The organism is Pseudomonas sp. 32_A (genome assembly GCF_017490905.1).
GTDB classification, from domain to species: Bacteria; Pseudomonadota; Gammaproteobacteria; order Pseudomonadales; family Pseudomonadaceae; genus Aquipseudomonas; species Aquipseudomonas inefficax.
Genome location: NZ_JAFGYI010000009.1, coordinates 25,501 through 44,514, shown reverse-complemented (window position 1 = coordinate 44,514; position 19,014 = coordinate 25,501). Strand labels below are relative to the sequence as shown.

17 protein-coding genes are annotated in these 19,014 nt (G+C 62.8%); 14 read left to right on the top strand and 3 right to left on the bottom strand.

All coding sequences use genetic code 11. From position 1 onward, the window contains the following. Positions 1–183 precede the first annotated feature (183 nt). Positions 184–1,509, top strand: coding sequence for an isocitrate lyase (gene aceA / locus J5M58_RS07820; protein ID WP_112252927.1), 1,326 nt, complete (start codon positions 184–186; stop codon positions 1,507–1,509). Positions 1,510–1,743: 234 nt separating this feature from the next. Here aceA and J5M58_RS07815 read toward each other — a convergent pair whose 3' ends face one another. Both J5M58_RS07815 and J5M58_RS07810 read right to left on the bottom strand, forming a co-directional pair. Beyond that, positions 1,744–2,007 carry a DUF3077 domain-containing protein gene (locus tag J5M58_RS07815; protein ID WP_112252928.1) on the bottom strand — a complete coding sequence of 88 codons (264 nt, stop codon included), beginning with the start codon at positions 2,005–2,007 and terminating at the stop codon, positions 1,744–1,746. 156 nt (positions 2,008–2,163) lie between these two features. Further along, the gene (locus J5M58_RS07810) at positions 2,164–2,406 is read right to left on the bottom strand and encodes a hypothetical protein (RefSeq protein WP_112252929.1); all 243 of its coding nucleotides are present in this window, start codon (positions 2,404–2,406) and stop codon (positions 2,164–2,166) included. A gap of 1,181 nt (positions 2,407–3,587) precedes the next feature. Here J5M58_RS07810 and J5M58_RS07805 point away from each other — a divergent pair. The 13 genes from J5M58_RS07805 (at position 3,588) to nuoN (ending at position 18,560) form a co-directional block, all read left to right on the top strand. Next, on the top strand, positions 3,588–4,001 hold the full coding sequence (locus J5M58_RS07805; protein ID WP_003251427.1) for an NADH-quinone oxidoreductase subunit A: 414 nt from the start codon (positions 3,588–3,590) through the stop codon (positions 3,999–4,001). 9 nt (positions 4,002–4,010) lie between these two features. Next, on the top strand, positions 4,011–4,688 hold the full coding sequence (locus J5M58_RS07800; protein WP_003251429.1) for an NADH-quinone oxidoreductase subunit B family protein: 678 nt from the start codon (positions 4,011–4,013) through the stop codon (positions 4,686–4,688). A 78-nt stretch (positions 4,689–4,766) separates the two neighbouring features. Beyond that, complete coding sequence (gene nuoC / locus J5M58_RS07795; RefSeq protein ID WP_085625347.1) at positions 4,767–6,548, top strand: NADH-quinone oxidoreductase subunit C/D; 1,782 nt, start codon at positions 4,767–4,769, stop codon at positions 6,546–6,548. Positions 6,549–6,550: 2 nt separating this feature from the next. Continuing rightward, positions 6,551–7,048: an NADH-quinone oxidoreductase subunit NuoE gene (gene nuoE, locus J5M58_RS07790; RefSeq protein WP_003251433.1), complete on the top strand. Its 498-nt coding sequence runs from the start codon at positions 6,551–6,553 to the stop codon at positions 7,046–7,048. Continuing rightward, positions 7,045–8,424 carry an NADH-quinone oxidoreductase subunit NuoF gene (gene nuoF / locus J5M58_RS07785; RefSeq protein ID WP_039613100.1) on the top strand — a complete coding sequence of 460 codons (1,380 nt, stop codon included), beginning with the start codon at positions 7,045–7,047 and terminating at the stop codon, positions 8,422–8,424. The genes nuoE and nuoF overlap by 4 nt, the downstream gene beginning before the upstream one ends. Before the next feature lie 134 nt (positions 8,425–8,558). Beyond that, positions 8,559–11,273, top strand: a complete 2,715-nt coding sequence (nuoG, locus tag J5M58_RS07780) for an NADH-quinone oxidoreductase subunit NuoG (RefSeq protein WP_112252930.1) — start codon at positions 8,559–8,561, stop codon at positions 11,271–11,273. Then, the gene (gene nuoH / locus J5M58_RS07775) at positions 11,270–12,277 is read left to right on the top strand and encodes an NADH-quinone oxidoreductase subunit NuoH (protein WP_003251440.1); all 1,008 of its coding nucleotides are present in this window, start codon (positions 11,270–11,272) and stop codon (positions 12,275–12,277) included. Before nuoG ends, nuoH begins: the two co-directional genes overlap by 4 nt. Before the next feature lie 11 nt (positions 12,278–12,288). Further along, complete coding sequence (gene nuoI, locus J5M58_RS07770) at positions 12,289–12,837, top strand: NADH-quinone oxidoreductase subunit NuoI (RefSeq protein WP_003251442.1); 549 nt, start codon at positions 12,289–12,291, stop codon at positions 12,835–12,837. A 10-nt stretch (positions 12,838–12,847) separates the two neighbouring features. Next, positions 12,848–13,348 (top strand): NADH-quinone oxidoreductase subunit J, encoded by a 501-nt coding sequence (gene nuoJ, locus J5M58_RS07765; protein WP_003261007.1) that lies wholly within the window; start codon positions 12,848–12,850, stop codon positions 13,346–13,348. Between the two features lie 3 nt (positions 13,349–13,351). Further along, positions 13,352–13,660, top strand: a complete 309-nt coding sequence (gene nuoK, locus J5M58_RS07760) for an NADH-quinone oxidoreductase subunit NuoK (protein ID WP_003251446.1) — start codon at positions 13,352–13,354, stop codon at positions 13,658–13,660. Then, entirely contained in the window at positions 13,657–15,510 is a 1,854-nt protein-coding gene (gene nuoL / locus J5M58_RS07755) for an NADH-quinone oxidoreductase subunit L (protein ID WP_114168202.1), read from the top strand. The genes nuoK and nuoL overlap by 4 nt, the downstream gene beginning before the upstream one ends. Before the next feature lie 40 nt (positions 15,511–15,550). Further along, on the top strand, positions 15,551–17,083 hold the full coding sequence (gene nuoM, locus J5M58_RS07750) for an NADH-quinone oxidoreductase subunit M (protein WP_112252932.1): 1,533 nt from the start codon (positions 15,551–15,553) through the stop codon (positions 17,081–17,083). Between the two features lie 7 nt (positions 17,084–17,090). Next, on the top strand, positions 17,091–18,560 hold the full coding sequence (nuoN, locus tag J5M58_RS07745) for an NADH-quinone oxidoreductase subunit NuoN (RefSeq protein WP_085625354.1): 1,470 nt from the start codon (positions 17,091–17,093) through the stop codon (positions 18,558–18,560). Between the two features lie 79 nt (positions 18,561–18,639). Here the strand turns inward: nuoN and J5M58_RS07740 are convergent, their stop codons facing one another. After that, positions 18,640–18,903 (bottom strand): ogr/Delta-like zinc finger family protein, encoded by a 264-nt coding sequence (locus J5M58_RS07740; RefSeq protein WP_112252933.1) that lies wholly within the window; start codon positions 18,901–18,903, stop codon positions 18,640–18,642. Between the last annotated feature and the right edge of the window lie 111 nt (positions 18,904–19,014).

Here is a 19,014-nt window from a genome sequence, read left to right as displayed (position 1 = left end):
CACCGCAGCAAGGCAACCACGAGCCGACCTGCCGGAGCACCCTTTCGCCTGGCCTGCACACCCTTCCCCTTCGAGCCTTCGCGTTCGCCGTCGCACTCCTGCGAACAGGACAGCCGCCAGCTCCTGATCTGCTCCGAGCATCAGCACAATTACCCCAAGATCGATGCGACGAGGTTTATTTCCATGGCACTGACACGCGAACAGCAAATTGCAGCCCTCGAGAAAGACTGGGCCGAGAACCCGCGCTGGAAAGGCGTGACCCGTACCTACACCGCCGCTGATGTCGTTCGCCTGCGTGGCTCCCTGCAGCCGGAGCACACCCTGGCCCGCCTGGGTGCAGAAAAACTGTGGAAGCTGGTCACCGAAGGTGCCCACCCGTCCTTCCGCCCAGAAAAAGATTTCGTCAACTGCATGGGCGCCCTGACCGGCGGCCAGGCAGTGCAGCAGGTCAAGGCCGGTATCCAGGCCATCTACCTGTCCGGCTGGCAGGTTGCCGCCGACAACAACTCGGCCGAGTCCATGTACCCTGACCAGTCGCTGTACCCGGTCGACTCGGTACCGACCGTGGTCAAGCGCATCAACAACTCGTTCCGCCGCGCCGACCAGATCCAGTGGAAAGCCGGCAAGAACCCGGGCGACGAAGGCTACATCGACTACTTCGCGCCGATCGTGGCTGACGCCGAAGCTGGTTTCGGCGGCGTACTGAACGCCTACGAGCTGATGAAGAACATGATCGAAGCAGGCGCCGCCGGCGTGCACTTCGAAGACCAGCTGGCCTCGGTGAAAAAATGCGGCCACATGGGTGGCAAGGTACTGGTACCAACCCAGGAAGCCGTGCAGAAGCTGGTGGCCGCGCGCCTGGCAGCTGACGTATCGGGCGTGCCGACCATCATCCTGGCCCGTACCGACGCCAACGCCGCCGACCTGCTGACCAGCGACTGCGACCCGTACGACCAGCCGTTCGTGATTGGCGAGCGCACCCGTGAAGGCTTCTACAAGGTACGCGCCGGCCTCGACCAGGCCATCGCCCGCGGCCTGGCCTACGCACCGTACGCCGACCTGATCTGGTGCGAAACTGCCAAGCCGGACCTGGACGAAGCCCGTCGCTTCGCCGAAGCGATCAAGAAGGAATACCCGGACCAGATCCTGTCGTACAACTGCTCGCCTTCCTTCAACTGGAAGAAGAACCTGGACGACGCGACCATCGCCAAGTTCCAGCGCGAGCTGTCGGCGATGGGCTACAAGCACCAGTTCATCACCTTGGCCGGCATCCACAACATGTGGCACGGCATGTTCAACCTGGCGCACGACTACGCCCGCAACGACATGACCGCCTACGTGAAGCTGCAGGAACAGGAATTCGCCGACGCCAGCAAAGGCTACACCTTCGTCGCGCACCAGCAGGAAGTGGGTACTGGCTACTTCGACGACATGACCACCGTGATCCAGGGTGGCGCTTCGTCGGTGACTGCACTGACCGGTTCGACCGAGGAAGAGCAGTTCCACTGATAGTGGGTCGCTGCTGAACGAAGGCCCGGGGCTTGTGAAAGCCCCGGGCCTTTATTTTTGCGTGTACTGGCGGGCAACAGGCTAGCACCAAACATGTGGGAGCGGCCTTGTGTCGCGAATGGGCCGCAGAGCGGCCCCGGCAATCTTGCGACGATGCACCGATCCCGGGGTCGCTTCGCACCCCAATCGCGACGCAAGGCCGCTCCCACAGGAGAAATCGCGCCTGTCGGCACCTCAGTGCTTCATGCCCAGCTCTGCATCATCCATCAGCGCCTTGGCCATCGCACTCAGGTAATGGGCGGCCCATATCATCAATGGCTTCTCATCCATCAGGCCGGTGATGGTCAGTTCGCGTACATAGCCCATCAATTCCGAGGACTGCTCGCGGGCGTCCTTGCACGGAATACCGGGCTCGATGCGGAACAGTGGGTGGGTGCCGTTTTCGCCTTGGTAGAAGGTGGTTTTGCCGACGGTGAATTGGGTGTCTTCTGTTGTCATTGTTCAATTCCCTGAGAATTCTCTACTGCCTGGGCCGGCCCTTTCGCGGGCAAACCCGCTCCCACAGGTGCTGTGCAAGTCTTGGCGCTTGTGATGAACCTGTGGGAGCGGGTTCACCCGCGAAGAGGCCCGCCCAGACAACACATCAATCAAGCCTTAGTGCAAAGTCCGAGGCTCTGTGTGCATCTGCGCCTGAACCAATGCCGACTCCAGCAAAGCCCGCAACGTCTCCAGTTCATGCATCGACGTCATCATCAAAACCGACGCCGGCGACTTGGGCTGCAGCAGCATGGCCTGATGCACAACGGTCGCAGCGCACAGCGCATAATCCGTGGCCTGGATCAGGGTGTCTTCGAGGGAATGGGGGTTATGGGGTGGATCGGGAACGATTTTCAACATATCGACTTCCGTTGGCAGTGCCGCTACCCGTCTGCTGTCAAACAGAAGGGTGGCAGCTGTACGTGGGTTGACAGACCGGCGGAAATCGCAAAGTTCCGGCGCACGCAAGCGTGCCCGCACGTACAGCCACCATAACAGCGAGCCGCACACGATTTACCGTCACAGCCTGTCAAAGCTGTATCGTTGATGAGCAACGACAGGCCGAGACTAGAGCGCTGCCAGAGCAGCGGCAACGGAAAATGCGCGGCAGGAGTATGTTTGGGAAATGGCCTACAGGGAAGGGGCTAAATCCGACATGTCAGGTGTTCTGCGCCCGATTGCGCCAGGGCGGCGAGGTGCCTGCCTTGGTTTTTGCGGTGTTGCGTAGATCGAGCGCCGCCCGCGCGGCGCTTCGGGACAAGCCCGCTCCCACATTTGTTGCAACGTGGCCATGTCAGTTAGGCCATGGTTGTGAGCCTTGTTGGTCTGACTCAATTTCTCGACTGGCGCTGCCGCCGCCTCAACAGTCTCAAGACATGCACCAAGACAGGCAACCATGGCCTGACAGGTTCGGCACGTTGCAACAAATGTGGGAGCGGGCTTGTCCCGCGAAGCGCCGCGCGGGCGGCGCTCGATCTCACAGACACTGCATTCATTTCGCCATACCCATGGCAACCACCGCCCCTCAAAGACATCCCCCTCCCCACAATCATGTCTATGCTTGAGGCAACACAACCACCCACCGCTTCATCAGCCAGCCATCGCTCGATCGATAAAATATTGACCCAGAGCGGGGCGAATGGTGTCGGAAGCTGCTAGAACAGGCGTTTTTCGCATTTGCAAGTAGGGGGAATCGCCAGATGAACTTTACAAGACGCAGAACAGGGGAAATATCAGGCATCAGGTTAAATGATATTAATTATCATTACGAAACTTGCAATTCGTTACCCCCTGCAAGAAACATAATTAACAAAACCGCACGCAATGCCCGAATCTCAAGGCTTTCAGCCAGTTACGAGCAGGTTTTGTACTTAATCCTACGAATAAATTTGCGACAGAAATTTTACTTGCACCGGGTTTACCCATAAAATCAGCGCGATTGATTCAGCTGCGACATTTGGTCACTGCATGTGCGACACCAGGTCGCCGCTCTACACTTATTTCAGACTGCAGAGCTGGGTCTCTGTATAAGGATCTCTAGCATGTCCGATTCGGCAGGACTCATCGCCCACAACTGGGGCTTTGCCATCTTCCTCCTGGGTGTCGTCGGCCTGTGCGCCTTCATGCTCGGCCTGTCCAGCCTGCTCGGTAGCAAGGCCTGGGGCCGCGCCAAGAACGAACCCTTCGAATCCGGCATGCTGCCCGTCGGCAGCGCCCGCCTGCGCCTGTCCGCCAAATTCTATCTGGTCGCGATGCTGTTCGTGATCTTCGATATCGAAGCCCTCTTTCTCTTTGCATGGTCTGTGTCCGTCCGCGAAAGCGGCTGGACCGGATTCGTCGAAGCACTCGTTTTCATAGCAATTCTGTTGGCTGGTCTTGTCTACCTATGGCGCGTCGGGGCACTTGATTGGGCTCCCGAAGGTCGCCGCAAGCGGCAAGCGAAGCTGAAACAATGAGGCTTTGGCATGCAATACAATCTCACCAGAATCGATCCGGATGCGCCCAACGAGCAGTACCCGGTCGGTGAACGGGAAACCGTCACCGATCAACTGCTGGAGGACCAGGTCCACAAGAACATCTTCATGGGCAAGCTTGAAGATGTGCTGCGTGGCGCGGTCAACTGGGGTCGCAAGAACTCCCTCTGGCCGTACAACTTCGGCCTGTCCTGCTGCTACGTGGAAATGACCACGGCCTTCACGGCACCCCACGACATCGCCCGCTTCGGCGCCGAAGTCATCCGGGCCTCGCCGCGTCAGGCCGACTTCATGGTCATCGCCGGTACCTGCTTCGTGAAGATGGCGCCGATCATCCAGCGCCTGTACGAGCAGATGCTCGAGCCCAAATGGGTCATCTCCATGGGTTCGTGCGCCAACTCCGGCGGCATGTACGACATCTACTCGGTCGTTCAGGGGGTCGACAAGTTCCTCCCCGTGGACGTCTATGTGCCTGGCTGCCCGCCACGCCCTGAGGCTTTCCTGCAAGGCTTGATGCTGCTGCAGGAGTCGATCGGCCAAGAACGACGCCCGCTTTCCTGGGTTGTTGGTGATCAAGGTATTTACCGTGCCGAGATGCCAGCCCAGAAAGACCTGCGTCGTGAGCAGCGCATTGCAGTAACCAACCTGCGCAGCCCCGACGAAGTCTGATCCAGCGACCTGCCGCCCGCTCCCCTGGAGCCGGCGGCCTGGCTTCATTCTTAACGTTGACCCAAAGCGACCGAGACCATGACAGCGGACAACGCTATTTTCATTCCGCCCTACAAGGCTGACGACCAGGATGTGGTCGTCGAACTGCACAACCGTTTTGGCGCCGAAGCATTCGTCGCCCAGGAAACCCGCACCGGCATGCCCGTGCTGTGGGTCAAGCGCGAGCAGCTCAAAGAGGTGCTCAGCTTCCTGCGCGGTGTGGCCAAACCGTACAGCATGCTGTACGACCTGCACGGCGTCGACGAGCGCCTGCGCACCCAGCGCCGCGGCCTGCCAGCCGCCGACTTCAGCGTGTTCTACCACCTGCTGTCGATCGAGCGTAACAGCGACGTGATGATCAAGGTATCGCTCAGCGAAGGCGACCTGAACCTGCCGAGCGTGACCGGTATCTGGCCGAACGCCAACTGGTACGAGCGCGAAGTCTGGGACATGTTCGGCATCGACTTTGCCGGCCACCCGCACCTCAGCCGCATCATGATGCCGCCCACCTGGGAAGGCCACCCGCTGCGCAAGGACTACCCTGCCCGCGCCACCGAGTTCGACCCCTACAGCCTGACCCTGGCCAAGCAGCAGCTTGAAGAGGAATCGGCACGCTTCAACCCGGAAGCCTGGGGCATGAAGCGCCAGGGCGCCAACGAGGACTACATGTTCCTCAACCTCGGCCCCAACCACCCTTCCGCGCACGGCGCCTTCCGTATCGTCCTGCAGCTGGACGGTGAAGAGATCGTCGACTGCGTACCGGACATCGGCTACCACCACCGTGGCGCCGAGAAAATGGCCGAGCGCCAGTCCTGGCACAGCTTCATCCCCTACACCGACCGTATCGACTACCTCGGCGGGGTAATGAACAACCTGCCGTACGTGCTCGCCGTCGAGAAGCTGGCCGGCATCAAGGTGCCACAGAAGGTCGACACCATCCGCGTGATGCTGGCCGAGTTCTTCCGTATCACCAGCCACCTGCTGTTCCTGGGTACCTACATCCAGGACGTCGGCGCCATGACTCCGGTGTTCTTCACCTTCACCGACCGCCAGCGCGCCTACACCGTGATCGAAGCGATCACCGGTTTCCGCCTGCATCCGGCCTGGTACCGCATCGGTGGCGTTGCCCACGACCTGCCACGCGGCTGGGACAAGCTGGTCAAGGACTTCGTCGAATGGCTGCCCAAGCGCCTCGACGAGTACGAAAAGGCTGCCCTGCAGAACAGCATCCTCAAGGGCCGTACCATCGGCGTTGCCGCGTACAACACCAAGGAAGCCCTGGCCTGGGGTACCACCGGTGCCGGCCTGCGTGCCACCGGTTGCGACTTCGACCTGCGTAAAGCCCGCCCCTACTCCGGCTACGAGAACTTCGAGTTCGAAGTACCGCTGGCCCACAACGGCGATGCCTACGATCGCTGCATGGTCCGTGTCGAGGAGATGCGCCAGAGTATCCGCATCATCGACCAGTGCCTGCGCAACATGCCGGAAGGCCCGTACAAGGCGGACCACCCGCTGACCACGCCGCCGCCGAAAGAGCGCACCCTGCAGCACATCGAAACCCTGATCACGCACTTCCTGCAAGTCTCGTGGGGCCCGGTCATGCCGGCCAACGAGTCGTTCCAGATGATCGAGGCGACCAAGGGCATCAACAGTTACTACCTGACGAGCGATGGCGGCACCATGAGCTACCGCACCCGGATCCGTACCCCGAGCTACCCGCACCTGCAGCAGATCCCTTCGGTGATCAAAGGCAGCATGGTCGCCGACCTCATTGCGTACCTGGGCAGTATCGACTTCGTTATGGCTGACGTGGACCGCTAAGCATGAACAGCACGCTTATCCAGACAGACCGTTTCGCCCTGAGCGAAACCGAGCGCTCGGCCATCGAGCACGAAATGCATCACTACGAGGACCCGCGCGCGGCGTCCATCGAAGCCCTGAAGATCGTCCAGAAGGAACGTGGCTGGGTGCCGGACGGCGCCATCCACGCCATCGGCGAAGTGCTGGGCATCCCGGCCAGTGACGTCGAAGGCGTGGCCACCTTCTACAGCCAGATCTTCCGTCAGCCGGTCGGCCGCCACATCATCCGCGTGTGCGACAGCATGGTCTGCTACATCGGCGGCCACGAGTCGGTGGTCAGCCAGATCCAGAGCGAGCTGGGCATCGGCCTCGGCCAGACCACCGCCGACGGCCGTTTCACCCTGCTGCCGGTGTGCTGCCTGGGCAACTGCGACAAGGCCCCGGCGCTGATGATCGACGACGACACCTTCGGTGACGTGCAGCCGGCTGGCGTTTCCAAACTGCTGGAGGGTTACGTATGACCATTACTTCCTTCGGCCCGGCCAACCGCATTGCGCGTACCGCCGAAACCCACCCGCTGACCTGGCGCCTGCGTGATGACGGCGAGCCGGTCTGGCTGGCCGAGTACGAGTCGAAGAACGGCTATGCTGCCGCGCGCAAGGCGCTGGCGCAGATGTCCGCCGACGACATCGTGCAAAGCGTCAAGGACTCCGGCCTCAAGGGCCGTGGTGGCGCGGGCTTCCCCACTGGCGTGAAGTGGGGCCTGATGCCCAAAGACGAATCCATGAACATCCGCTACCTGCTGTGCAACGCGGACGAAATGGAGCCGAACACCTGGAAGGACCGCATGCTGATGGAGCAACAGCCCCATCTGCTGGTCGAGGGCATGCTGATCAGCGCCCGCGCCCTGAAGGCCTACCGGGGCTACATCTTCCTGCGTGGCGAATACACCACCGCAGCGAAGAACCTCAACCGCGCCATCGAGGAAGCCAAGGCCGCCGGCCTGCTGGGCAAGAACATCCTCGGCAGCGGTTTCGATTTCGAGCTGTTCGTGCACACCGGTGCCGGCCGCTACATCTGCGGTGAAGAAACCGCACTGATCAATTCGCTGGAAGGCCGCCGTGCCAACCCGCGCTCCAAGCCGCCCTTCCCTGCCGCCGTGGGCGTGTGGGGCAAGCCGACTTGCGTGAACAACGTCGAAACCCTGTGCAACGTTCCGGCCATCGTCGCCAACGGCAACGACTGGTACAAGTCGCTGGCCCGCGAAGGCAGTGAAGACCACGGCACCAAGCTGATGGGCTTCTCCGGCAAGGTCAAGAACCCGGGCCTGTGGGAACTGCCGTTCGGCGTCACCGCCCGCGAGCTGTTCGAAGACTACGCCGGTGGCATGCGCGACGGCTTCAAGCTCAAGTGCTGGCAGCCAGGCGGCGCCGGTACCGGCTTCCTGCTGCCCGAGCACCTCGACGCACAGATGTACGCCGGCGGCATCGCCAAGGTCGGCACCCGTATGGGTACCGGCCTGGCCATGGCGGTGGACGACAGCATCAACATGGTTTCGCTACTGCGCAACATGGAAGAGTTCTTCGCCCGCGAGTCGTGCGGCTGGTGCACCCCATGCCGTGACGGCCTGCCGTGGAGCGTGAAGATGCTGCGCGCACTGGAAAAAGGCCAGGGCCGCGCCGAAGACATCGAGACGCTGCTGGGGCTGGTCAACTTCCTTGGCCCAGGCCGTACCTTCTGTGCTCACGCACCAGGTGCCGTCGAGCCATTGGGCAGTGCCATCAAATACTTCCGCTCGGAATTCGAGGCCGGTGTCGCTCCAGCTGGTGCTGGCGATGCGCTGCGTCCGAACCTGGCAAAGCCAATCCAGGCCGGGCCGATCGTGGTCGGCGCATAACAAGATGATTGAGGCGGGTGGTCCGTGCCACTCGCCAGCTTGCCGGCCGGCCCGAGTCGATCGCGGCGTGTCGCAAGCTCACCGATTTCCATTAGCCACGCCCGCTCACGCGGGCCAACGAAGAACTTTGAACAATGGCCACTATCCACGTAGACGGCAAAGCGCTCGAAGTCAACGGTGCAGACAACCTGTTACAGGCCTGTCTGTCGCTCGGCCTCGACATCCCTTATTTCTGCTGGCACCCGGCGCTTGGTAGCGTTGGCGCCTGCCGGCAGTGCGCGGTCAAGCAGTACACCGACGAGAACGACACCCGTGGTCGTATCGTCATGTCCTGCATGACCCCTGCCTCCGACGGCACCTGGATCTCCATCGACGATGAAGAGTCCAAGGCGTTCCGCGCCAGCGTCGTCGAATGGCTGATGACCAACCACCCGCACGACTGCCCGGTGTGCGAGGAAGGCGGTCACTGCCACCTGCAGGACATGACGGTAATGACCGGCCACAACGAGCGCCGCTACCGTTTCACCAAGCGTACCCACCAGAACCAGGACCTCGGCCCGTTCATCGCCCATGAGATGAACCGCTGCATCGCCTGCTACCGCTGCGTGCGCTACTACAAGGACTATGCCGGTGGTACCGACCTGGGCGTGTACGGCGCTCACGACAACGTGTACTTCGGCCGCGTCGAAGACGGCGTGCTGGAAAGCGAGTTCTCGGGCAACCTGACCGAGGTCTGCCCGACCGGCGTATTCACCGACAAGACCCACTCCGAGCGCTACAACCGCAAGTGGGACATGCAGTTCGCCCCGAGCATCTGCCATGGCTGCTCCAGCGGCTGCAACATCAGCCCGGGCGAGCGCTACGGCGAACTGCGTCGCATCGAAAACCGCTTCAACGGTTCGGTCAACCAGTACTTCCTGTGCGACCGTGGCCGCTTCGGCTATGGCTACGTCAACCGCAAGGATCGCCCACGCCAGCCACAGCTGGCCGACGGTACCAAGCTGGGCCTGGACGCCGCCCTGGACAAGGCCGCCGACCTGCTGCGCGGGCGTACCATCGTCGGTATCGGCTCGCCACGCGCCAGCCTCGAGAGCAACTACGGCCTGCGTGAACTGGTGGGTGCCGAGTACTTCTACTCGGGCATGGAAGCCGGCGAACTGGCCCGCGTACGCCTGGCCCTGAACGTGCTGAACAACAGCCCGCTGCCGGTGCCGACCCTGCGCGATATCGAAGACCACGACGCCGTGTTCGTGCTCGGTGAAGACCTGACCCAGACCGCTGCCCGCGTCGCACTGGCGGTGCGCCAGGCCACCAAGGGCAAGGCCGAGGCCATGGCCGAAGCCATGAAGGTGCAGCCGTGGCTCGACGCCGCCGTGAAGAACATCGGCCAGCACGCACTGTACCCGCTGTTCATCGCTTCGCTGGCTGAAACCAAGCTGGACGACGTCGCCGAAGAATGCGTGCACGCCGCCCCCGCCGACCTGGCCCGTATCGGTTTCGCCGTGGCCCACGCCATCGACGCGAGCGCCCCTGCCGTCGAAGGCCTGGACGCCGAAGCGAAAGCTCTGGCCCAGCGTATTGCCGACGCCCTGGTCGCGGCCAAACGCCCACTGGTCGTAGCCGGTACCTCGCTGGCCGACCCGGCGCTGATCGAAGCCGCCGCCAACATCGCCAAGGCGTTGAAGCTGCGCGAGAAGAACGGCTCGCTGAGCCTGGTGGTGCCTGAAGCCAACAGCCTCGGCCTGGCCATGCTCGGTGGCGAGTCGGTCGATGCCGCGCTGGACGCGGTCATCAGCGGCAAGGCCGACGCCATCGTCGTGCTGGAAAACGACCTGTACGCCCGCGTACCGGCCGCCAAGGTCGATGCAGCCCTGGCCGCGGCCAAGGTGGTGATCGTTGCCGACCACTCGAAAACCCCGACTGTCGACCGCGCCCACTTGGTGCTGCCGGCCGCCTCGTTCGCCGAAGGCGACGGTACCCTGGTCAGCCAGGAAGGCCGTGCCCAGCGCTTCTTCCAGGTTTTCGACCCGCAGTACCTGGACAGCAGCATCCAGATCCACGAAGGCTGGCGCTGGATGCACGCCCTGCGCGCCACCCTGCTGAACAAGCCGGTCGACTGGACCCAGCTGGACCATGTCACCAGCGCCTGCGCCGAAGCCGCGCCGCAACTGGCCGGCATCGTCAACGCCGCGCCAAGCGCCGCGTTCCGCATCAAGGGCATGAAACTGGCCCGCGAGCCGCTGCGTTACTCCGGCCGTACCGCCATGCGCGCCAACATCAGCGTGCACGAGCCGCGTACCCCGCAAGACAAGGACACCGCGTTCGCCTTCTCCATGGAAGGCTACTCGGGTTCGGCCGAACCGCGTCAGCAGGTGCCGTTCGCCTGGTCGCCGGGCTGGAACTCGCCGCAGGCCTGGAACAAATTCCAGGACGAGGTCGGTGGTCACCTGCGTGCCGGTGACCCGGGCGTACGCCTGATCGAACCGCAAGGCGACCGCCTGCACTGGTTCAACGCCATTCCGGGCGCCTTCAACCCGGCCCGTGGCACCTGGACTGCCGTGCCGTTCTTCCACCTGTTCGGCAGCGAAGAAAGCTCCTCGCGCGCCGCCCCGGTACAAACGCGCATTCCGGCAGCCTACGTGGCCCTGGCCAAGTCCGAAGCCGACCGCCTGGGCGTCAACGACGGTGCCCTGCTGAGCCTGACCGTGGCCGGTGTGGCCCTGCGTCTGCCGCTGCGTATCAATGAACAGCTGGGCGCTGGCCTGGTCGCGTTGCCGAAAGGCCTGGCCGGCATTCCGCCTGCCATCTTCGGTGCATCCGTCGAAGGTCTGCAGGAGGCAGCACAATGAGCTGGTTCACCCCCGAAGTGATCGATGTGATCCTCACCGTGCTGCGGGCCATCGTGGTCCTGCTGGCGGTGGTGGTCTGCGGCGCGCTGCTCAGCTTCGTCGAGCGCCGCCTGCTGGGCTGGTGGCAGGACCGTTACGGTCCGAACCGCGTCGGCCCGTTCGGCATGTTCCAGATCGCTGCCGACATGCTGAAGATGTTCTTCAAGGAAGACTGGAACCCGCCCTTCGTCGACCGCGTGATCTTCACCCTGGCACCGGTAGTGGCCATGAGCGCCCTGCTGATCGCCTTCGTGGTCATCCCGATCACCCCGACCTGGGGCGTCGCCGACCTGAACATCGGCCTGCTGTTCTTCTTCGCCATGGCCGGCCTGTCGGTCTACGCGGTGCTGTTCGCCGGCTGGTCGTCGAACAACAAGTACGCCCTGCTGGGCAGCTTGCGTGCCTCGGCGCAGACCGTGTCGTACGAAGTGTTCCTGGGCCTGGCGCTGATGGGCGTGGTGGTGCAGGTAGGTTCGTTCAACATGCGCGATATCGTTGAATACCAGGCCCAGAACCTGTGGTTCATCATTCCGCAGTTCTTCGGTTTCTGCACCTTCTTCATCGCTGGCGTCGCCGTGACTCACCGTCACCCGTTCGACCAGCCAGAAGCGGAACAGGAACTGGCCGACGGCTACCACATCGAGTATGCCGGCATGAAATGGGGCATGTTCTTCGTCGGTGAGTACATCGGCATCATCCTCATCTCGGCGCTGCTGGTAACCCTGTTCTTCGGCGGCTGGCACGGCCCGTTCGGCATCCTGCCGCAACTGTCGTTCCTGTGGTTCGCGCTGAAGACCGCGTTCTTCATCATGCTGTTCATCCTGCTGCGCGCCTCGATCCCGCGCCCACGCTATGACCAGGTGATGGACTTCAGCTGGAAGTTCTGCCTGCCGCTGACCCTGATCAATTTGCTGGTGACCGCTGCGATCGTGCTCTACAACACGCCAGCCGTCGCGGCCCAGTGAGGATTTGACCCATGTTCAAGTATATCGGCGACATCGTTAAGGGCACCGGCACCCAGCTGCGCAGCCTGGCAATGGTGTTCTCCCACGGGTTCCGCAAGCGCGACACCCTGCAGTACCCCGAAGAACCCGTGTACCTGCCGCCGCGCTACCGCGGCCGCATCGTCCTCACCCGCGACCCCGATGGCGAGGAGCGCTGCGTAGCGTGCAACCTCTGCGCGGTGGCCTGCCCGGTTGGCTGCATCTCGCTGCAGAAGGCCGAGACCGAGGACGGCCGCTGGTACCCGGAGTTCTTCCGCATCAACTTCTCGCGCTGCATCTTCTGCGGCCTGTGTGAAGAAGCGTGCCCGACCACCGCGATCCAGCTGACTCCGGATTTCGAAATGGCCGAGTTCAAGCGTCAGGACCTGGTGTACGAGAAAGAAGATCTGCTGATCTCCGGCCCCGGCAAAAACCCTGACTACAACTTCTACCGTGTTGCCGGCATGGCAATCGCTGGCAAGCCGAAGGGCTCTGCACAGAACGAAGCCGAGCCGATCAACGTGAAGAGCTTGCTCCCATAAGGACAGAAAGATGGAATTCGCTTTCTACTTCGCATCCGGGATCGCCGTGGTCTCCACCCTTCGGGTGGTGACCGGCACCAACCCCGTGCACGCCTTGCTTTACCTGATCATTTCGCTGATTTCCGTGGCCATGATCTTCTTCGCCCTGGGTGCGCCGTTCGCCGGCGCCCTGGAAGTGATCGCCTACGCCGGCGCCATCATGGTGCTGTTCGTGTTCGTGGTGATGATGCTCAACCTCGGGCCGGCTTCGGTCGCCCAGGAACGGGGCTGGCTCAAGCCCGGTATCTGGGCGGGGCCGGTGATTCTCGCCGCCCTGCTGCTGCTGGAGCTGCTGTACGTGCTGTTCGTCACCCCGAGCGGCGCCGGCATCAGCGGTACCACCGTGGGCCCGAAAGAAGTCGGCATCAGCCTGTTCGGCCCCTACCTGCTGGTGGTCGAACTGGCTTCGATGCTGCTGCTGGCCGCGGCCGTCACCGCCTTCCACCTGGGCCGCAACGAGGCGAAGGAGTAAATCATGGGTGCTATCCCTCTCGAGCATGGTCTGGCAGTCGCCGGCATCCTGTTCTGCTTAGGTCTGGTTGGCCTGATGGTCCGCCGCAACATCCTCTTCGTGCTCATGAGCCTGGAAGTCATGATGAACGCCTCTGCCCTGGCGTTCGTCGTCGCCGGTGCCCGTTGGGTCCAGCCCGACGGCCAGGTGATGTTCATTCTGGTGATCAGCCTGGCAGCCGCCGAGGCCAGCATTGGCCTGGCCATCCTGCTGCAGCTGTATCGCCGCTTCCACACTCTCGACATCGATGCTGCCAGTGAGATGCGCGGATGAACCTTCTCTTCCTGACTTTCGTCTTCCCCCTCATCGGCTTCCTGCTGCTGTCGTTCTCGCGCGGGCGGTTCTCGGAGAACCTGTCCGCGCTGATCGGCGTCGGCTCGGTAGGCCTTTCGGCGGCCACGGCCGCCTACGTCATCTGGCAATTCAACGTCGCCCCGCCTGAAGGCGGCGCGTACAGCCAGCTGCTGTGGCAGTGGATGTCGGTGGACGGCTTCGCGCCGAACTTCACCCTGTACCTGGACGGCCTGTCGGTCACCATGCTCGGCGTGGTCACCGGTGTCGGCTTCCTGATCCACCTGTTCGCGTCCTGGTACATGCGTGGCGAAGCCGGCTACTCGCGCTTCTTCTCGTACACCAACCTGTTCATCGCCAGCATGCTGTTCCTGATCCTTGGCGATAACCTGCTGTTCATCTACTTCGGCTGGGAAGGCGTGGGCCTGTGCTCGTACCTGTTGATCGGTTTCTACTACAGCAACCGCAACAACGGTAACGCGGCACTCAAGGCATTCATCGTCACCCGCATCGGCGACGTGTTCATGGCCATCGGCCTGTTCATCCTGTTCGCCCAGCTGGGTACCCTGAACGTGCAGGAACTGCTGGTGCTGGCCCCGCAGAAGTTCCAGGCTGGCGACACCTGGATGGTGCTGGCAACCCTGATGCTGCTGGGTGGTGCGGTCGGTAAATCGGCCCAGCTGCCACTGCAGACCTGGCTGGCCGACGCGATGGCCGGCCCGACCCCGGTTTCGGCGCTGATCCACGCGGCAACCATGGTGACCGCAGGCGTTTACCTGATCGCCCGTACCAACGGCTTGTTCCTGCTGGCACCGGACATCCTGCACCTGGTGGGCGTGGTCGGTGGCGTGACCCTGGTACTGGCCGGCTTCGCCGCGCTGGTGCAGACCGACATCAAGCGTATTCTCGCCTACTCGACCATGAGCCAGATCGGCTACATGTTCCTGGCCTTGGGCGTTGGCGCCTGGGACGCGGCGATCTTCCACCTGATGACCCACGCCTTCTTCAAGGCCCTGCTGTTCCTGGCTTCCGGTGCGGTGATCGTGGCCTGCCACCACGAGCAGAACATCTTCAAGATGGGCGGCCTGTGGAAGAAACTGCCACTGGCCTACGCCAGCTTCGTGGTCGGTGGCGCTGCTCTGGCTGCCTTGCCGATCGTGACCGTGGGCTTCTACTCCAAGGACGAGATCCTCTGGGAAGCCTTCGCCAGCGGCAACACCGGCCTGCTGTACGCCGGCCTGGTCGGCGCGTTCATGACCTCGCTGTACACCTTCCGCCTGATCTTCATCGCCTTCCACGGCGAAGCCAAGACCGAAGCCCATGCTGGCCACGGCATCAGCCACTGGCTGCCGCTGGGCGTGCTGATCGTGCTGTCGACCTTCGTCGGCGCCTGGATCACCCCGCCGCTGGCAGGCGTGCTGCCTGAAAGCGCCGGCCACGCTGGCGGCGAAGCCAAGCACGCGCTGGAGATCACCTCGGGTGCCATCGCCATCGCCGGTATCCTGTTGTCGGCCCTGCTGTTCCTGGGCAAGCGCCGCTTCGTCAGCGCCGTGGCCAACAGCGGCATCGGTCGTGTCCTTTCGGCCTGGTGGTTCGCTGCCTGGGGCTTCGACTGGATCTACGACAAGCTTTTCGTCAAACCGTACCTGCTGATCAGCCACATCCTGCGCAAGGACCCGGTTGACCGCACCATTGGCCTGATTCCTCGGATGGCGCGTGGCGGCCACGTCGCCATGAGCAAGACCGAGACTGGCCAGCTGCGCTGGTACACCGCCTCTATCGCCGTGGGTGCCGTGCTGGTGCTCGGTGCCGTGGTAGTGGCTGCGGTATGACTATGAATCTTGCGACTTTGCCAAAGGAAACCAACCCGTCATGATTTTGCCTTGGCTGATCCTGATCCCCTTCATCGGCGGCTTCCTGTGCTGGCTGGGTGAGCGCTTCGGCGCCACCCTGCCGCGCTGGATCGCGCTGCTGACAATGTCCCTGCTGCTCGGCATCGGCCTGTGGCTGTGGGCTAACGGCGACTACACCCTGGCCCCCGCCCCGGGCGCCGAGCCTGCCTGGGCCCTGGAATACAAGGTCCAGTGGATCCAGCGCTTCGGCATCAGCATCCACCTGGCCCTCGACGGCCTGTCGCTGCTGATGATCCTGCTCACCGGCCTGCTCGGTGTGCTGTCGGTACTGTGCTCCTGGAAAGAGATCCAGCGTCACGTCGGCTTCTTCCACCTCAACCTGATGTGGATCCTCGGCGGCGTGGTCGGTGTGTTCCTGGCCCTTGACCTGTTCCTGTTCTTCTTCTTCTGGGAAATGATGCTGGTGCCGATGTACTTCCTCATCGCGCTCTGGGGTCACAGCTCGGCAGACGGCAAGAAGACCCGGATCTACGCGGCGACCAAGTTCTTCATCTTCACCCAGGCCAGCGGCCTGATCATGCTGGTGGCGATCCTCGGCCTGGTGCTGGTCAACTACACCAACACCGGCGTGATCACCTTCAACTACAGCGACCTGCTCAAGGCCGAGCTGCCAGCCGGTACCGAGTACCTGCTGATGCTGGGCTTCTTCATCGCCTTCGCGGTGAAGCTGCCGGTGGTGCCGTTCCACTCCTGGCTACCTGACGCTCACGCCCAGGCACCGACCGCAGGTTCCGTCGACCTGGCCGGTATCTTGCTGAAGACAGCGGCCTACGGCCTGCTGCGCTTCGCTCTGCCGCTGTTCCCGAACGCCTCGGCCGAGTTCGCGCCAATCGCCATGACCCTGGGCCTGATCGGTATCTTCTACGGTGCATTCCTGGCCTTCGCGCAAACCGACATCAAGCGCCTGGTCGCCTTCTCCAGCGTCTCGCACATGGGCTTCGTGCTGATCGGTATCTACTCCGGCAGCCAGCAGGCCCTGCAAGGCGCAGTGATCCAGATGCTGGCACACGGCCTGTCCGCTGCCGCGCTGTTCATCCTGGCCGGCCAGCTGTACGAGCGCCTGCATACCCGTGACATGCGCCAGATGGGTGGCCTGTGGCACCGCATCGCCTACCTGCCAGCCATCAGCCTGTTCTTCGCCGCCGCCTCCCTGGGCCTGCCAGGTACCGGCAACTTCGTCGGCGAGTTCCTGATCCTGATCGGCAGCTTCGCCAGCGTGCCGTGGATCACCGTGATCGCCACCACTGGCCTGGTGTTCGGTTCGGTGTACTCGCTGATCATGATCCACCGCGCCTACTTCGGCCCGGCCAAGACCGACACCGTGCTGGCCGGCATGGACGGTCGCGAGCTCATCATGGTCCTGGGTCTGGCAGTACTGCTGATCCTGCTGGGCGTGTATCCACAGCCGTTCCTCGACACCTCTGCCGCCACCATGAGTGGTGTGCAGCAGTGGCTCGGTTCCGCTTTCACTCAACTCGCTTCGGCCCGGTAAGAGCGCTATGGAATTCACCACTCAACACTTCATCGCATTGGCGCCGATGCTGATCACCACCATCACCACGGTGGTGGTGATGCTGGCGATCGCCTGGAAGCGCAACCACTCGCAGACCTTCCTGCTGTCCACCGTGGGCCTCAACCTGGCCCTGCTGTCGATCCTGCCGGCGCTGAAGGTCGCGCCGCTGGCGGTCACTTCGCTGGTCACCATCGACAAGTTCGCCTGCCTGTACATGGCGATCATGCTGGTGGCGACGCTGGCTTGCGTCACCCTCGCCCACGCCTACCTCGGCGAAGGCTCCAAGGGCTTCCCGGGCAACCGTGAAGAACTCTACCTGCTGCTGCTGATGTCGGCCCTCGGTGGCCTGGTGCTGGTCAGCGCCAACCACCTGGCCGGCCTGTTCATCGGCCTGGAGCTGCTGTCGGTACCGGTCTACGGCCTGGTGGCGTATGCCTTCTTCAACAAGCGCTCGCTGGAAGCCGGCATCAAGTACATGGTGCTGTCGGCCGCAGGCTCGGCCTTCCTGCTGTTCGGCATGGCCCTGCTGTACGCCGACGCCGGCAGCCTCACCTTCGACCAGATCGGCAAGGCCCTGGCCGCTACCAGCATGCCGAGCCTGCTGGCCCAGCTGGGCCTGGCCATGATGCTGGTCGGCCTGGCCTTCAAGTTGTCGCTGGTACCGTTCCACCTGTGGACCCCGGACGTATACGAAGGCGCCCCGGCACCGGTCGCAGCCTTCCTGGCCACCGCCAGCAAGGTTGCGGTGTTTGCCGTTGTCGTGCGCCTGTTCATGCTCTCCCCTGCTGCCAGCAGCGGCGTGCTGAGCACCGTACTGGCAGTGATTGCAGTGGCCTCGATCCTGATCGGTAACCTGCTGGCACTGACCCAGAGCAACCTCAAGCGCCTGCTCGGTTACTCGTCCATCGCCCACTTCGGCTACCTGGTCATCGCCCTGGTCGCCAGCAAAGGCCTGGCCCTGGAAGCCATGGGCGTGTACCTGGTCACCTACGTGATCACCAGCCTGGGCGCCTTCGGTGTCATCACCCTGATGTCCTCGCCTTACGGCGGCCGTGACGCCGATGCGCTGTACGAGTACCGTGGTCTGTTCTGGCGCCGTCCGTACCTGACCGCGGTACTGACCGTGATGATGCTGTCGCTGGCGGGTATCCCGCTGACCGCCGGCTTCATCGGCAAGTTCTACATCATCGCCACCGGCGTCGAGTCGCACCTGTGGTGGCTGGTCGGTGCGCTGGTGATCGGTAGCGCCATCGGCGTCTACTACTACCTGCGTGTCATGGTCACCCTGTACCTGGTCGAGCCGAACCTGCGTCGCCACGACGCCCCGCTGAAGTGGGAACAGCGCACTGGCGGCGTCATGCTGCTGGCCATCGCCATTCTTGCCTTCGTGCTGGGTGTGTATCCGCAACCGCTGCTGGAAATGGTCCAGCAAGCTGGCCTGCAACTGATCGGCTGATCGCCCCGGCAAAACAAGACACCCCGCTCATGCGGGGTGTTTTTTTATCTGCACGTTTTGTATCCGTAGCCATGAAAGCTCATTCGCCGGGGTTGTCCTGCACGGCTGCCGGCAGCGCTGCCTTGCGCAAATCACCATTGGCCGAAGGCAGGTAGACTTCCGGGTTGGGCATGCCGCTGGGCGAGAGTTCATGGGTCATCTCGAACTCGGCGCGCACTGACCAGCCACAGGCCTCGGTGGTGCATTGCAAATAAGCGATCCGCAGGAAAATATGACGCCCTTCGCTGGTACGGATACGCATCCGGCTATGGCAATGCGGGCAAACCAGCTTGTAAGTACTCACGGCAAGTACCTGCAAGCATTGTTTGGCTTAATCTTCTGTAAGAATGATCGTTTCGCTGTGTCAGTATTAGCTGCAGATGTGTATCGATTGCTCAGCTTGATGTTTCTCATC

What these genes read in the sequence shown, in the direction of transcription:
- nuoK (WP_003251446.1), top strand. Translation starts at nt 13,352, where the DNA reads ATGGGTGCTATCCCTCTCGAGCATGGTCTGGCAGTCGCCGGCATCCTG.
- J5M58_RS07805 (WP_003251427.1), top strand. Translation starts at nt 3,588, where the DNA reads ATGTCCGATTCGGCAGGACTCATCGCCCACAACTGGGGCTTTGCCATC.
- nuoM (WP_112252932.1), top strand. Translation starts at nt 15,551, where the DNA reads ATGATTTTGCCTTGGCTGATCCTGATCCCCTTCATCGGCGGCTTCCTG.
- J5M58_RS07800 (WP_003251429.1), top strand. Translation starts at nt 4,011, where the DNA reads ATGCAATACAATCTCACCAGAATCGATCCGGATGCGCCCAACGAGCAG.
- nuoN (WP_085625354.1), top strand. Translation starts at nt 17,091, where the DNA reads ATGGAATTCACCACTCAACACTTCATCGCATTGGCGCCGATGCTGATC.
- nuoI (WP_003251442.1), top strand. Translation starts at nt 12,289, where the DNA reads ATGTTCAAGTATATCGGCGACATCGTTAAGGGCACCGGCACCCAGCTG.
- J5M58_RS07810 (WP_112252929.1), bottom strand. Translation starts at nt 2,406, where the DNA reads ATGTTGAAAATCGTTCCCGATCCACCCCATAACCCCCATTCCCTCGAA.
- nuoC (WP_085625347.1), top strand. Translation starts at nt 4,767, where the DNA reads ATGACAGCGGACAACGCTATTTTCATTCCGCCCTACAAGGCTGACGAC.
- nuoH (WP_003251440.1), top strand. Translation starts at nt 11,270, where the DNA reads ATGAGCTGGTTCACCCCCGAAGTGATCGATGTGATCCTCACCGTGCTG.
- nuoL (WP_114168202.1), top strand. Translation starts at nt 13,657, where the DNA reads ATGAACCTTCTCTTCCTGACTTTCGTCTTCCCCCTCATCGGCTTCCTG.
- aceA (WP_112252927.1), top strand. Translation starts at nt 184, where the DNA reads ATGGCACTGACACGCGAACAGCAAATTGCAGCCCTCGAGAAAGACTGG.
- nuoE (WP_003251433.1), top strand. Translation starts at nt 6,551, where the DNA reads ATGAACAGCACGCTTATCCAGACAGACCGTTTCGCCCTGAGCGAAACC.
- J5M58_RS07815 (WP_112252928.1), bottom strand. Translation starts at nt 2,007, where the DNA reads ATGACAACAGAAGACACCCAATTCACCGTCGGCAAAACCACCTTCTAC.
- nuoJ (WP_003261007.1), top strand. Translation starts at nt 12,848, where the DNA reads ATGGAATTCGCTTTCTACTTCGCATCCGGGATCGCCGTGGTCTCCACC.
- nuoG (WP_112252930.1), top strand. Translation starts at nt 8,559, where the DNA reads ATGGCCACTATCCACGTAGACGGCAAAGCGCTCGAAGTCAACGGTGCA.
- nuoF (WP_039613100.1), top strand. Translation starts at nt 7,045, where the DNA reads ATGACCATTACTTCCTTCGGCCCGGCCAACCGCATTGCGCGTACCGCC.